Here is a 13,335-nt window from a genome sequence, read left to right as displayed (position 1 = left end):
GTTTGTTTAAAATTAAGCTTTCAGTACTTTAATACCTTTCACGATGTTCCAAATGAAGTAGTATAAGCTAATGATTCCGCAAATACATAAGACAATCATTGTACCGATGCCCAGTGTTACATCCGGTTGATCAGATCCAAGACCCATAATTCCTAAAATAGTTACGCCAATGAATGTAGCGATACTTGGGATAATGTGTGTCCATAGAGCACGTTTTGCATGTGGTTTCGTTTCAGCATCGCCTACAATCCACACAATAATAGGGAATAAGATAGGGGCAAATAATACACTAAAGTATGATAAAGCTGCTAATATTTTGTTTCCATTCATATATATCACCTCATAAATAATGTCCGTTGTTATACTATTATTATGCAATAGTTTTGGCAAGCTTTCTATCGATGAACATTACAAGAACATGACGGTTTTGTAAGATTTTTTTGTTAAATAATAAAATTTTCAAAAAAATCTTTTTAAATGGAAATTGTTATGGTACAGTATAAATGAAAGTTATTGAAAACGTTTTCTTAAACGTTTTTTTATTTTTAGACTTAAAGGTATGATGACCTGATAGTCTATTGATGAGGTTATTCTACTTAAAAGGGGATTCTTTAGGGGGAGAGAACAATGAACACATGGACACAAGTTTATGATCCGTTCGGAAACATTTGGATTTCGGCGGCGGTAGCACTTATTCCGATTATCTTTTTTTTCTTAGCTTTAGCAGTTTTCCGCATGAAGGGGTATGTGGCAGGATTTATTACAGTTGTACTTACAATTTTAGTGGCATTATTCGCTTATAAGATGCCGTTCACGATGGCAATGGCAGCGACTGGATATGGTTTTTTATACGGACTATGGCCAATTGCTTGGATTATCATTATGTCGGTATTTTTATATAAAATATCTGTGAAAACAGGTCAATTCGATGTGATTCGTGCATCTGTATTATCCATTACGAATGACCATCGTTTACTCGTTATTTTAATCGGTTTTTCATTCGGAGCATTTTTAGAAGGGGCAGCGGGATTCGGTGCACCAGTAGCGATTACGGCAGCGCTTCTTGCAGGCCTTGGGCTAAATCCTTTATATGCGGCAGGTCTTTGTTTAATTGCAAACACAGCACCAGTAGCGTTCGGAGCGATGGGTATTCCGATTACAGTTGCTGGACAAGTAACAGGTATTGATCCACATAAAATTGGACAAATGGCTGGACATCAATTACCGTTCTTATCATTATTTGTTCCATTCTTTATCGTATTTTTAATGGACGGGTTGAAAGGAGTAAGACAAACGTGGCCTGCTTTACTTGTAGCAGGTAGCTCATTTGCAATTACGCAGTTCATAACAGCGACATTCTTAGGACCAGAACTTCCGGATATTACGTCGGCACTTGTAAGTTTAGTTAGTTTAGCGCTGTTCTTAAAAGTATGGCAACCAAAAGAAATTTATCAATCAGGGCAAGCAAATAGAGAAGTAGCTGCAACAACAGCGGCATCGATGCCGAAATTAACGTTAGGAAAAGTAGTAAAGGCATGGTCTCCATTTATCGTATTAACGGTTATGGTAGTCATTTGGAGTCAAAGTTTCTTTAAAGCATTATTTGCTCCAGGAGGCGCGTTAGAAAGCCTTGTATTTAAGTTTGAAATTCCAGGCTTGCACAATTTAGTAATGAAAGCAGAGCCTATTGTAAATAAAGCGACGCCTTACGAGGCAATTTTGAAGTTTGATGTATTATCAGCAACGGGAACAGCAATCTTAATTGCTTGTCTCATTTCCATGTTTATTTTGAAAATGAGTGTAAAAGATGCAGTGGTAACATTTAAAGAAACTTTAAGTGAACTTAAAATGCCAATTCTATCTATTGGATTCGTATTAGGATTTGCATTTATCGCAAACTATTCTGGGCTATCTTCTACACTAGCGTTAGCACTAGCAGGAACTGGCGGACTATTCCCGTTCTTCTCACCATTCTTAGGATGGATTGGTGTATTCTTAACAGGGTCTGATACTTCAGCGAATGCATTATTTTCAAATTTACAAGCAATTACAGCGCAGCAAGTCGGTGTATCTGAAGTACTTCTCGTTGCAGCGAATACAACGGGCGGTGTAACCGGAAAAATGATTTCTCCGCAATCGATTGCCATTGCTTGTGCAGCAGTTGGACTTGCTGGAAAAGAATCAGATTTATTCCGGTTTACAGTGAAGCATAGTTTATTCTTCGTAATTATTGTTGGTATTATGACGTATGTACAGGCATATTATTTAACGTGGATGATTCCATAAACAACAAAAGAAATAAACTTTGCATTTTTCAGATTATCGTGTATGATGAGAAAGTATTGAAAATTAAATCAGTGATAAACTAGGGGTGCCTAACGTATGCGTAGGCTGAGAGAGAAGCGCGTGAACTTCTTAACCCTTTGGACCTGATCTGGCTCGTACCAGCGTAGGGAAGTTAACGGCTTTACATAATGATGTCTTTATGAGCCAGGTCCTTATTTTTTTATGGACCTGGCTCTTTTTATTTTGGCATACGCTGGCCATATCTCGTCCTTGTCACGTACAGGGGGGCAACAAAGGTTATGAAACAGTCTGTTTCAGCTGAGCAAATTGAATTGAAATCGAGTTTACCAGGAAGTAAGAAAGTGTATGTGGATGGACCACGAGAAGGTATGAAAGTGCCGATGCGTGAGATTGAACAAAGCGATACAAACGGCGTTCCGAATCCGCCAATTCGCGTATATGATACGAGCGGTCCTTATACGGATCCCGCGTATAAAGTGGAGCTGGAAAAGGGGATTCCAACGCCACGCCACTCTTGGATACTGGAGCGTAATGATGTAGAAGCATACGAAGGGCGCGAAGTGAAACCAGAGGATGACGGTGTGAAGGTGGCTTCGAAACATACACCTGTTTTCCCGCAAATGGATCGTAAACCACTTAGAGCGAAGCAAGGTGCAAATGTTACGCAAATGCATTATGCACGTAATGGCATCATTACGTCTGAGATGGAATATGTTGCGATTCGTGAAGGGGTAGAACCTGAGTTTGTTCGTAAGGAAATTGCGGAAGGTCGCGCTATTTTACCAGCGAATATTAACCATCCTGAAGCAGAGCCGATGATTATTGGACGTAATTTCCACGTGAAGGTGAATGCAAATATCGGAAACTCTGCTGTATCTTCTTCTATTGCAGAAGAAGTAGAGAAGATGACGTGGGCTACTCGCTGGGGTGCAGATACGATTATGGATTTATCTACAGGTAAAAACATTCATACGACGCGTGAGTGGATTATTCGTAATGCGCCTGTACCAGTTGGAACTGTACCGATCTATCAAGCGCTTGAAAAAGTAAACGGAATTGCAGAAGATTTAACGTGGGAAGTGTATCGTGATACGTTAATTGAGCAAGCGGAGCAAGGCGTAGATTACTTTACGATTCACGCTGGCGTATTACTTCGTTACATTCCGATTACTGCAAAGCGTACGACAGGTATCGTTTCGCGCGGTGGTTCAATTATGGCGCAGTGGTGTTTATACCATCATAAAGAAAACTTCCTATACACTCATTTTGAAGAGATTTGTGAAATTATGAAGCAGTATGATGTTTCGTTCTCTCTTGGAGATGGATTACGTCCAGGTTCGATTGCAGATGCAAATGACGAAGCGCAGTTCTCTGAGCTTGAAACACTTGGTGAATTAACGAAGATTGCTTGGAAACATGATGTGCAAGTTATGATTGAAGGGCCTGGGCATGTACCGATGCATTTAATTAAAGAAAATATGGAGAAAGAGCTTGATATTTGCCAGGGCGCACCATTCTATACACTTGGACCGTTAACGACAGATATTGCACCAGGTTATGACCATATTACATCCGCAATTGGAGCTGCGATGATTGGCTGGTTTGGAACAGCGATGCTTTGTTATGTAACGCCGAAAGAACATTTAGGTTTACCGAATAAAGATGATGTACGCGAAGGTGTTATTACGTACAAAATCGCTGCGCATGCAGCTGATCTGGCGAAAGGGCACAAAACGGCTCATCAGCGTGATGATGCACTTTCAAAAGCTCGTTTTGAATTCCGTTGGCGCGATCAATTTAATTTATCTTTAGATCCTGAACGCGCGATGGAGTATCACGATGAAACGTTGCCAGCAGAAGGTGCGAAAACGGCTCATTTCTGTTCCATGTGTGGACCGAAGTTTTGTAGTATGAGAATTTCACATGATATTCGGGAATATGCAAAAGAAAATGATTTAGAAACGACAGAAGCAATTGAAAAAGGAATGAAAGAGAAAGCGAAAGAATTTAAAGAAACAGGTAGTCATTTATACCAATAACACGTTACACCTCTTTACTTGATTGATCACACTGTAGTACCTAACTTAAATATAGAAGAAGCCCGCTTTGCTAAGACGGTAGCAAAGCGGGCTTCTGTTGTTTATTCCGCTATTTGTGGGCAGTAAGACCCCCGCCTCAAAATTCAGCGGAAGCAAAGAAGTTAGGTGGGGGGCAACTGCCCGTAAAAGCCCGATTAGTTAGGGCTGATTAAAGTTTCACTTTATAAGGCGAAGAAGAGATGTACCCAGTAGAATAAGAGGAATAATGTAACGACTGTTGTGAGTGGAATAACGATAAGGGATACACTTAAATAGTCTTTCCATTTTACTTTAATTTTGTTTTGTTTCAGGATATACATCCAAATGAGAGAAGCTAGCGTACCGATTGGTAATAATAGTGAACCGATGTCACTACCAATGATATTTGCGAGATAGATAGTTTTTAATGTGACTGGATCTAATCCCATTTCTGTTAACGTAATGGTCCCAATCATAAGTGCAGGGTGATTATTGAAGACATTGGAGAGGAGAGAAACGAGTCCACCCATTGCAAAGCTAGCATAAAGCAGATGTTGACTTACAACTGGTTCAAGCCATTGGACAAGCGCTGCTGTTAATCCTGCGTTGTGGAGCCCGTAAATAATGACATACATAGAGAAAGCAAAAATCAAAATGTGCCACGGTGTCTTTTTCAAAATATCGACAGGGTTCGTTCGTAAGTAGTACCATCTCCAAATGAGAAGAACGAGTGAACCGAGTACGGCAACAATCTCGATTGGGATGGATAAGAAGGATGCAACGAATAGAAGACAGCGCATAAGGAAGACGAAGCCTAATACTTTTAGCATGAACCTTGTCCGTTTTTGTTTCGTATCAACTGAATTTTTTCCTTTTAACGGATGAAAGTTTTTCGTGAAGAATATTTCTTCAATATCATATGAAGAAACAGGCAATTTTTTCGGAAGTTTTTTCTTCAAAACCGTATACATAAGCCATGACATAAACAATAGTCCTAATGTTGCAGGTACAAACATCATAGCAGTATGCATATAAAGAGTCATATTCACGATATTTAATGCGATTAAGTTTACGATATTACTTACACCAATTGGTGCACTAGATGCAGTAGCGATTAAAGCACCGCTTAATAAATAAGGGATTTGTTGATGCGGTTTTAATTGAAGATTTTTTAGGAGAAGAATTAAAATTGGCGTTGTAATTAAAATACTACCGTCGTTATTAAATAAAAGAGTCATAAGAAAACATAATAATTGAATATACCAGTATAAGCGGCGCCCGGAGCCTTTTGCTAGGTTTGCAAGTTTCGCTGCGGACCAGTGGAAGAAGCCGAAGCTTTCTAATATAACCGCCATAACGATGGTCGCTAATATTGTTATGGAGGCACCGCCAATTTTACTAATAATGTCCATGACGTCTGGTTTTGATACAAGTCCAGTAATCAGGATAATGCCAGCGCCAATTGCTGCCGGCCACGCCTCATTTAAACCACGAGGTCGCCAAAAGATAACAATCATTGTTAAGAAGAATACAATAATAGTAATCCATATTTCAATGCTCATATTTTACCTACCTTTCTACTTTTCCTTAAAGTAATGTAGCTTGTCTTAAGGTTTGTATTGGTAGTATATTCAGCAAAAAATAAGAAGAACTAGACGTATAACGGAGTGCAATAAATATGTGTTTTTCAAGTTATGGGACAAGTATCTCTCTTAGTGAAATAACTATTGTGAGAGGAGTCTAGAAATTAATGGGGCAGTAAGATAGTAAATGAAATTTATATGGGCGATTATGGAGATATATCGGCGCAACTCAAAATATATCAGCGATTATTGAAATATATCGGCGCAACTCAAAATATATCAGCGATTTTTAAATTATATCGACTTATCGACAAAACATGACAAAAGGAGCCCACCCCAAAATACCTTTTGGAACAGGCCCTACAATATTATTTTTCCTTCAAAAAAGTTCGATCCTTCAAGAATAAATTCCAGAAGAAAATAAATCCTGGTAATAAAATTGCAATCCCAATTGCATATAGAATAAGCAATGCATAGAATGTTTCGACCGTTGTAAAGCTTGTAAATACAGTTACATCAGGATAAATAATATACGGTAAATGCGCAACGCCGTAAGCATAACTTGCAAATGCATATTGAGCGACGACTGCTAAAACAGCGATGCGAGGGTATCCTAGTGTGTCATACTTCTTGTTTGTCCACCAAAGAGAAGAGTATCCGATAATGAATAAAACGATAGAAACTGTAAACCATGTGAATTGCTTTATTAGCCCTTGCATAAGCCAGTGTGTTTCCGGATCCATTACAACGAGGGCAATAATCGCCGTAACGAGCGTTGCAGGACCAAGGATAATCGCGTTTCTTCTATAAATTCTATATGCATCTTCTGAACCTTGTTCTCTCGCAAAATCAGCAAGAAAGAGAGAGGAAAGAAATAGTTCCGAAGTTAGTCCGAAGAGCATATAACAATAAATAACAGGACTAGAAAGAAGTTTTCCATATAGGAGTACTTCTTTTCCTTCAGACATTGTAATATAGGCACCTTCTGTAACAGGTAAAACGGTAATTAATAGGGCTGGAATTAAGAGTCCTGTAATACCTGAAATAATACGAAGAAGGTGTTGGTACTTCGGCAGGGAATAAGCAAATACCATAAATGTACTGCGAATTGCCACGAGTACTAGAATTAACATAACGGGTACGAACATTACCGTTGCTAGGGTAAAAGCGGCTTTCGGAAAGAAGCCAAGAAAAGCGACAACGACAAAGACGAGAAATGTATTTGTTACTTCCCAAGTCGGTGATAAGTATCGGTTGGCAAGCTTGGCAGCTAGCGTTGGATGTTTTGCGTATACCATGCCCCAAAAACCTGCTCCAAAATCGATGGACCCTAATATACTGTATACGAAAATAAGAGCCCATAAGATGATGATTGCAATACTTTCCTCATGCACGAGAATCGCCTCCTTCGTGATGTAAATCATTTGTAAGCGGATGTTTCTTAAAGAATGTCCGTAGTACAAAAACTGTTAAAATACCGAGTCCAATATATAAAATGATGAATAGAATAAATAAAGGACCGACAAAATCGGCGCGTGTAGAAGCATCGACTGTACGTTGCATACCGTAAATGGTCCATGGCTGACGACCGCTACAGCTGAAAATCCACCCAAATTCAATGCCGAGCATCATAACTGGTCCACATGCGGCAGCTCCCCAAAGAAGCCACTTCGGTAGCTCTGTTTCTTTTTTTCGGTAAACAAAGTACCAATATAAGAGGGCAATTGCTGCAACTGCAAAGGTAAAGGCAGCAGTGCCAACCATTAAATTGAACAGTGTATGCGTGTAAAATGGTGGCCATGTTTCTTGTGGAAATTCCTTTAGTCCTTTTACGACAGTGTTAGGGTCTAGTCCTACTAGTAGGCTAAGCATGTTCGGAATTTCTAGTGCATAGTTTAGTTCAAGTGTGTTAGGATCTACAACGCCGCCAATTGATAACGGTGCATGTGATGTCGTTTCAAATAAAGCTTCAGCAGATGCCAGTTTTTCAGGGGAATGCTTATGTAAAGCAATTGCCGATTCGTGTCCCGAAAGCCACATCGTAGCGCCTGTAATAAATGTCACGACGAGTCCTAACAGTAGTCCTTTTTTATGATATGCCACTTCACGTTCACTTACATTCTTCTTTAATAATTTAAATCCGGCGATAGAGGCAATGACGGCAGCTCCAGTTGCGTAGGCTGTAATCACAACGTGGAATGCGCTCGTACCAAAACTCGGATTAAAGAAAGCTTTCCACGGATCAACGTTAAAAACTGATCCATCTGGTCCCATTGAAAAGCCCGCGGGTGTATTCATCCATGTATTTGCCGATGTAATAAGCACGGCGGATGCCGTGGCACCAATCATGACGAAGAATAGCGAGATTAATCTCATGAATGGAGGTAGTTTGTCAGCTGCATATACATAAATGGACATGAACAAAGCCTCTAAAAAGAAGGCGAAAATCTCAATTTGAAAGGGAACAGAAATAACCTGCCCAACAATTTTGGCAAAACCAGGCCAAAGCAGTGAGATTTGCACACCAACGATTGTTCCAGTTGGAATTGCTACACCGAGAAGGATGGCAAAAGCCTTTGTCCATCTTTTCGCCATAATGGCGTAGTCGGAATCTTTCTTCCAGTGATAGAGTATTTCACTTATAAAAATCATTAATGAAAGTCCGACACCAAGTGTTGCGAAGATAATGTGGAATGCTAGTGAAGAACCGAAAAATGCTCTTGCTAATGTTACCGTATCCATATGTAAACTCCTCTTCTTTTTTGCCATTATTTTCTGATTGAATTGGAAGATTTATTCAAAAAAACTACCAAAAATATATATGTATTTAAAAAGTGGATATGGTAATATAATGTTTGAATATTCTAAATAGAAAGAAGTTAATATTTTGTTTGTTTTTTAGTGAGGAATATTTTATAATCTTTTATGCGAACATAAGTTCTGTTTTTGGAGTGAAGAAGTTTATGTGAAATGGAGAGGATGTTTTATGTATCCTGAAGTCATTAAAAAGATGGCATTTTCAAAAGAGCATAGAGATTTATTATTGAAGCTGTATAATAAAGAGATTACGCGTAGTGAGTATGATCGACTCGTAGAATCGCTATATAGACCTTCTAAAGAGGCTTGTGAGGGATAAAGGAACGGGAGACAATCTATTAGATTGTCTTTTTTACATTTACGTATGTTCTGGTAAAATTAAGGATAGCCTTACTAGGGAGGTGAAAAGTTTGCGGAAACGTATATATATAGTGATTGGCGTTATTCTTTTAATCGCTTTAGGTGGAATTGTATTTTGGTCAGCTTTGCAAGGAAACCGTACGGAACATTTTATTTTAAGACATATGGTGAATGAAAATGGGACGCTTGCTACATATCGTTTAGAGGATACAAAAGCAGGTACTGGTGAAGCGAAAGGCCGTGAAGCTTTATCGGAATCAGCAGGACTATGGCTGCAATATACACTCGATAAAGACGATCAAGCGTTATTCGATGAACAAGTTAAGGTTATTCAAAATAACTTTGTACATAAGAACCAAATTGTTTTATGGAAAATCTCTGAAAAGGGAGAAATGCAGTCAGCTACAAATGCACTTATTGATGATCTTCGTATTATAGAACAGTTATATCGCGCTTATGAAATGTACAAGGAAGAGCGCTATAAAAACTTGGCAGATCAATTGAGTGATGCTGTAATTCGTTATAATAAGAAAGATAATTATTATGTTGATTATTATGATGCAGATGCAAGGAAACAAAATGATTTTGCAACAACGTCATATGTAAATCCGCATGCATTCTCCTATATGAAAAAGTATGGAAAAGTTTCTGCTCAGCAATATGAGGAAGTCGTTCAATTTTTAGCGGATTATCCAAGGCATGGATGGGCATTCCCGAAAGAGTATAAAGCAGATGGTACATTTACGTACGACAAAGAAGTGAATCTGATTGACCAATCATACGTTGCATATCATCGTAGTTTAGGTGGTCTTTCATCAGATGCTTATTTGGAATTTATAAAGAAGAAATTCCAGGAGGATGGAAAGCTATACGGTCGTTACAATTTAGAAACGGGAAAACAAACTGTGAATTATGAATCGCCAGCCGCTTACGGATTAACGATTTTGTACGTACTACAAACAGGTGATACAAATTTCGCAAAGGAATTATATGATCATATGGCCACATTCCGAAATAACAACGTATTTAGTAGATACTACGGTGGATATGTAACAGGCGAAAATAACAATACGCATATTTTTGATAATGTTTTGCCGCTTTTAGCTGAAATAGAATTAGAGAAGAGTGAAAAATAAAAGGTGCCACCCTATGGGGATGGCATCTTTTATTGTTTAATATCATTTTAAGTCCTAATATTGGAGAAGTAATCAATTACGAATTCACGGAATTTCTGAGCAGTTTTCGATAAGTAACGTTTTTTTGACCAGCTTAACCCAATCGTTCGCTCACAATTTGGTTCAATAATACGTAACTTATTTAATGCTAAAGTAGAGTTTTTTAATAAAGTTAAACTTGGGACAAAGGCGATGCCGAGGCCTTGCTTAATCAGGTCGCTAATCACGGTTGGTTCATCTACTTCAAAAGCAATATGTGGAGTGAAGCCAGCTTCTTTACAAAATTCATCTGTTAAGTGCCGAAATCCGTAACCAGTGTTCATACTAATGAACGGTTCGTCTTTTACTTCATGCAAATATACACTTTCACGTTCTGATAAACGGTGCCCTGAAGGGACGACTAAGAAAATTTCTTCTGTAATAAGTGGTTCCCAAATAATCTCTTCGCCTTCAATTGGCACAGAAGAAATGCAAAAGTCAATTTCTATATTATCTAGTTGTCGTTTCATAGAAGGAGTAGATGCGAGAAATTGTTGGAATCGAACGTTAGGATGTTCTAGTAAAAAAGAACCAATTAGTTCGGGTAATATTCTTGGAATAGAAACAGCCAACGTAATAGAGCTTTGTTGTAAGTCAGCTAAATCTTTAATTTCTCGTTCGCCTTCACTTAATTCATGAAAAATGCGCTCTACTCGTTTTAAAAATACTTTCCCGAAAGAGTTTAATGTAATTTGTCGCCCTTGGCGGTCAAATAACGGAACGCCCAAGTCCTTTTCTAATCTAGCAATTGTTTTGCTGAGTGAAGGCTGTGCGATATGCAATTCTTCAGCGGCTTTTGTCATATGCTCTAATCGTGCAACTGTTTGAAAGTATTTTAGTTGAAGAAGTTCCATTTTGATTCTCCTTTCTATAGACCAAAAGGAATGGATTGATAATTAAAGATGTATTATACAGTATGGAAATGGACGTGTATAGTAAATCTGTTAAACCATTCTAATGGTGTGAAATTCGGAGAAGGAGTATGTTTCATGAAAGGAATTCAACTTGTATTTAAAGATTGGAAAGCGATGTGGCACCATAAACATGGGCGTATCGCTTTAATTTTTTTGTTAATCGTTCCTTTAATTTATTCAGGGTTCTTTTTAGCTGGATATTGGGATCCATACGGAAAATTAGATAAATTACCTGTTGCGATTGTAAATTTAGATAAGGGTGCTGCAATGGATGAGAAAACAATTCATGCAGGAGACGATTTCGTAAAAAATTTAAAAGAGAATAAGGAGCTGGCTTTTCATTTCGTATCAGAAAAAAATGCTGACGAAGGATTAAAAGAAGATAAGTACTATATGGTTGTTACGATTCCAGCCGATTTCTCTAAAAAGGTAAGTACACTTATGGATGAAAAACCAGAACCAGCACAATTGCAGTACAAAGTAAATCCGGGTAAAAACTTTGTAGCAGCGCAAATTGGAACGACAGCTGTTGAAAATATGAAAACAAAAATTTCAAATAGTATTACGAAATCTTATACAGAAGGTGTCTTTTCAAAGTTTCAAGACTTAGCACAAGGGTTGAATGATGCAAGTGATGGCGCTAAGAAGTTACATGAAGGAACGACAGATGCAAAAAATGGGGCAAATCAGCTTGCAGATGGAATTCATCGTTTAAGTGACGGGACATCAAAAGTGAAAGAGGGAAGTGAAAAACTTGCTTCTAGTCAATCAGCTTTAACTGATGGAGCGAATGAGCTGAGTGAAGGGGCAAAATCCCTTCATAGTGGTATGGAGTTATTAGCACAAGGTGAAAAAAACTTACAATCAGGGGTTAGTGAATTAAGTGCTGGTACAAATGAATGGGTGAACGGAAGTGAGAAACTTGCTGACGGGCAAGTGAAAGCGGACAATGCAGCAAATAGTGTAAAACAACAATTAGAAGAGTACGTGAAAAGTCATCCAGAGGTGCAGCAAGACCCTGCTTTTCAAAAGATTATCGCTACTTCTAATGGATTAGCTCAAGCAACAAACACTTTAAATAATAGTCAGAAACAATTGACACAAGGCGCACAGAAGCTTGCAGATGGTCAGCATAAGGTTGAAGAAGGTATGAATACATTCGGAGTTAAGTTAAATGAAGCTACTGCTGGAACGAAAAAGATAGCAGATGGTGCTACAAATTTAGCTAGTGGATTTACGAAATGGGGAACTGGGTTTACATCATTACAAGAAGGTGTAAATCAACTTGCGAGCGGGGGAACAGAGCTGAATCATGGTGCTGATCAGTTAACGAACGGACTTGTTAAACTTGACGATGGTGCGAAAGAACTTTCTACGAAATTGGGAGAGGGCGCAGAGAAGATAGCGGATGTTCGCAATGATGATGCACGCAATACGATGTTCTCAGAGCCAGTTCAATTAGTAAAGTCAACAGTTTCTGACGTGCCTAATTACGGTTCAGGTATTGCACCATATTTCTTATCACTTGCATTTTATGTTGGCGGAATTATGGCGTCGAATATTTTACCGCTTGGCCGTAGACAAAATATGAAAGTAAGTGGAACAGTACATTTTATTAACAAATTAGGCTTAGTATATGTAATTGGACTTATTCAAGCATTGCTTGTAGATGTAGTTGTGCTAGGAGTTATGAAATTAGAAGTTGCAAGTGTGCCACTCTTTGTTTTATCAAGTATCGTTATTTCCTTTACGTTCATGACGTTTATTCTTATGTTAGTAACGGTATTTGGTCTTGTTGGAAAGTTCTTAGCGGTAACGCTTCTCGTCTTGCAATTAGCGACGAGCGGTGGGACTTTCCCAGGAGAATTAAATATAGCTGTTCTTAGCAAGATTGGACAATTTCTCCCAATGTCCCATTCTCTTAGAGGATTGCAAGATGTGATTTCTTTAGGAGATTGGTCGCAATTACAAATGCAAATTTTAATATTGTTATGCTATCTCGTTGTTGCTGGCGGAATTGCTTGGATCACGAGCCATATACAACATAGGGAAACGAATGCAGAACAAGTTTCTTAAAATGAAA

General features: G+C 38.4%; 10 protein-coding genes and 1 riboswitch. Of the genes, 5 read left to right on the top strand and 5 right to left on the bottom strand.

Annotated elements, in window-relative coordinates; all coding sequences use genetic code 11:
* Positions 1–12 precede the first annotated feature (12 nt).
* A complete protein-coding gene (locus tag PSR14_RS28080) occupies positions 13–330 on the bottom strand; it encodes a DUF4870 domain-containing protein (RefSeq protein WP_001014100.1) in 318 nt (105 codons plus the stop codon).
* Positions 331–627: 297 nt separating this feature from the next.
* Between PSR14_RS28080 and lldP the strand changes: the two genes are divergently transcribed.
* Together lldP and thiC are read left to right on the top strand one after the other, a co-directional pair.
* On the top strand, positions 628–2,286 hold the full coding sequence (gene lldP, locus PSR14_RS28075; RefSeq protein WP_001099319.1) for an L-lactate permease: 1,659 nt from the start codon (positions 628–630) through the stop codon (positions 2,284–2,286).
* Positions 2,287–2,357: 71 nt separating this feature from the next.
* Positions 2,358–2,473, top strand: a riboswitch (TPP riboswitch).
* 112 nt (positions 2,474–2,585) lie between these two features.
* The gene (gene thiC, locus PSR14_RS28070) at positions 2,586–4,346 is read left to right on the top strand and encodes a phosphomethylpyrimidine synthase ThiC (RefSeq protein WP_000814470.1); all 1,761 of its coding nucleotides are present in this window, start codon (positions 2,586–2,588) and stop codon (positions 4,344–4,346) included.
* Between the two features lie 221 nt (positions 4,347–4,567).
* Here thiC and PSR14_RS28065 read toward each other — a convergent pair whose 3' ends face one another.
* The 3 genes from PSR14_RS28065 to cydA all read right to left on the bottom strand — a co-directional run bounded on the left by PSR14_RS28065 (position 4,568) and on the right by cydA (position 8,689).
* Entirely contained in the window at positions 4,568–5,926 is a 1,359-nt protein-coding gene (locus PSR14_RS28065; RefSeq protein WP_000021134.1) for an arsenic transporter, read from the bottom strand.
* 389 nt (positions 5,927–6,315) lie between these two features.
* Positions 6,316–7,341: a cytochrome d ubiquinol oxidase subunit II gene (locus PSR14_RS28060; protein WP_000544181.1), complete on the bottom strand. Its 1,026-nt coding sequence runs from the start codon at positions 7,339–7,341 to the stop codon at positions 6,316–6,318.
* Positions 7,334–8,689: a cytochrome ubiquinol oxidase subunit I gene (cydA, locus tag PSR14_RS28055; protein WP_000381959.1), complete on the bottom strand. Its 1,356-nt coding sequence runs from the start codon at positions 8,687–8,689 to the stop codon at positions 7,334–7,336. Before cydA ends, PSR14_RS28060 begins: the two co-directional genes overlap by 8 nt.
* Positions 8,690–8,933: 244 nt before the next feature.
* Between cydA and PSR14_RS28050 the strand changes: the two genes are divergently transcribed.
* Both PSR14_RS28050 and PSR14_RS28045 read left to right on the top strand, forming a co-directional pair.
* Positions 8,934–9,083 (top strand): hypothetical protein, encoded by a 150-nt coding sequence (locus tag PSR14_RS28050; RefSeq protein ID WP_000283184.1) that lies wholly within the window; start codon positions 8,934–8,936, stop codon positions 9,081–9,083.
* A gap of 91 nt (positions 9,084–9,174) precedes the next feature.
* Complete coding sequence (locus tag PSR14_RS28045; RefSeq protein WP_142328644.1) at positions 9,175–10,260, top strand: transcriptional regulator; 1,086 nt, start codon at positions 9,175–9,177, stop codon at positions 10,258–10,260.
* 47 nt (positions 10,261–10,307) lie between these two features.
* On the opposite strand, the gene PSR14_RS28040 is transcribed toward PSR14_RS28045, so the two are convergent.
* The gene (locus tag PSR14_RS28040) at positions 10,308–11,192 is read right to left on the bottom strand and encodes a LysR family transcriptional regulator (RefSeq protein ID WP_000421916.1); all 885 of its coding nucleotides are present in this window, start codon (positions 11,190–11,192) and stop codon (positions 10,308–10,310) included.
* A gap of 135 nt (positions 11,193–11,327) precedes the next feature.
* Here PSR14_RS28040 and PSR14_RS28035 point away from each other — a divergent pair, with 135 nt between their 5' ends.
* On the top strand, positions 11,328–13,328 hold the full coding sequence (locus PSR14_RS28035) for a YhgE/Pip domain-containing protein (RefSeq protein WP_098487171.1): 2,001 nt from the start codon (positions 11,328–11,330) through the stop codon (positions 13,326–13,328).
* Positions 13,329–13,335 lie beyond the last annotated feature (7 nt).

This window comes from Bacillus sp. A01H, from assembly GCF_045277205.1.
GTDB classification, from domain to species: domain Bacteria; phylum Bacillota; class Bacilli; order Bacillales; family Bacillaceae_G; genus Bacillus_A; species Bacillus_A paranthracis.
Note: the sequence above shows the minus strand (reverse complement) of the source record. Positions and strands in the feature narration are given on the sequence as shown.

Coding starts and splice junctions, on each gene's coding strand:
- PSR14_RS28080 (WP_001014100.1), bottom strand. CDS start 330: ATGAATGGAAACAAAATATTAGCAGCTTTATCATACTTTAGTGTATTA.
- lldP (WP_001099319.1), top strand. CDS start 628: ATGAACACATGGACACAAGTTTATGATCCGTTCGGAAACATTTGGATT.
- thiC (WP_000814470.1), top strand. CDS start 2,586: ATGAAACAGTCTGTTTCAGCTGAGCAAATTGAATTGAAATCGAGTTTA.
- PSR14_RS28065 (WP_000021134.1), bottom strand. CDS start 5,926: ATGAGCATTGAAATATGGATTACTATTATTGTATTCTTCTTAACAATG.
- cydA (WP_000381959.1), bottom strand. CDS start 8,689: ATGGATACGGTAACATTAGCAAGAGCATTTTTCGGTTCTTCACTAGCA.
- PSR14_RS28050 (WP_000283184.1), top strand. CDS start 8,934: ATGTATCCTGAAGTCATTAAAAAGATGGCATTTTCAAAAGAGCATAGA.
- PSR14_RS28040 (WP_000421916.1), bottom strand. CDS start 11,192: ATGGAACTTCTTCAACTAAAATACTTTCAAACAGTTGCACGATTAGAG.
- PSR14_RS28035 (WP_098487171.1), top strand. CDS start 11,328: ATGAAAGGAATTCAACTTGTATTTAAAGATTGGAAAGCGATGTGGCAC.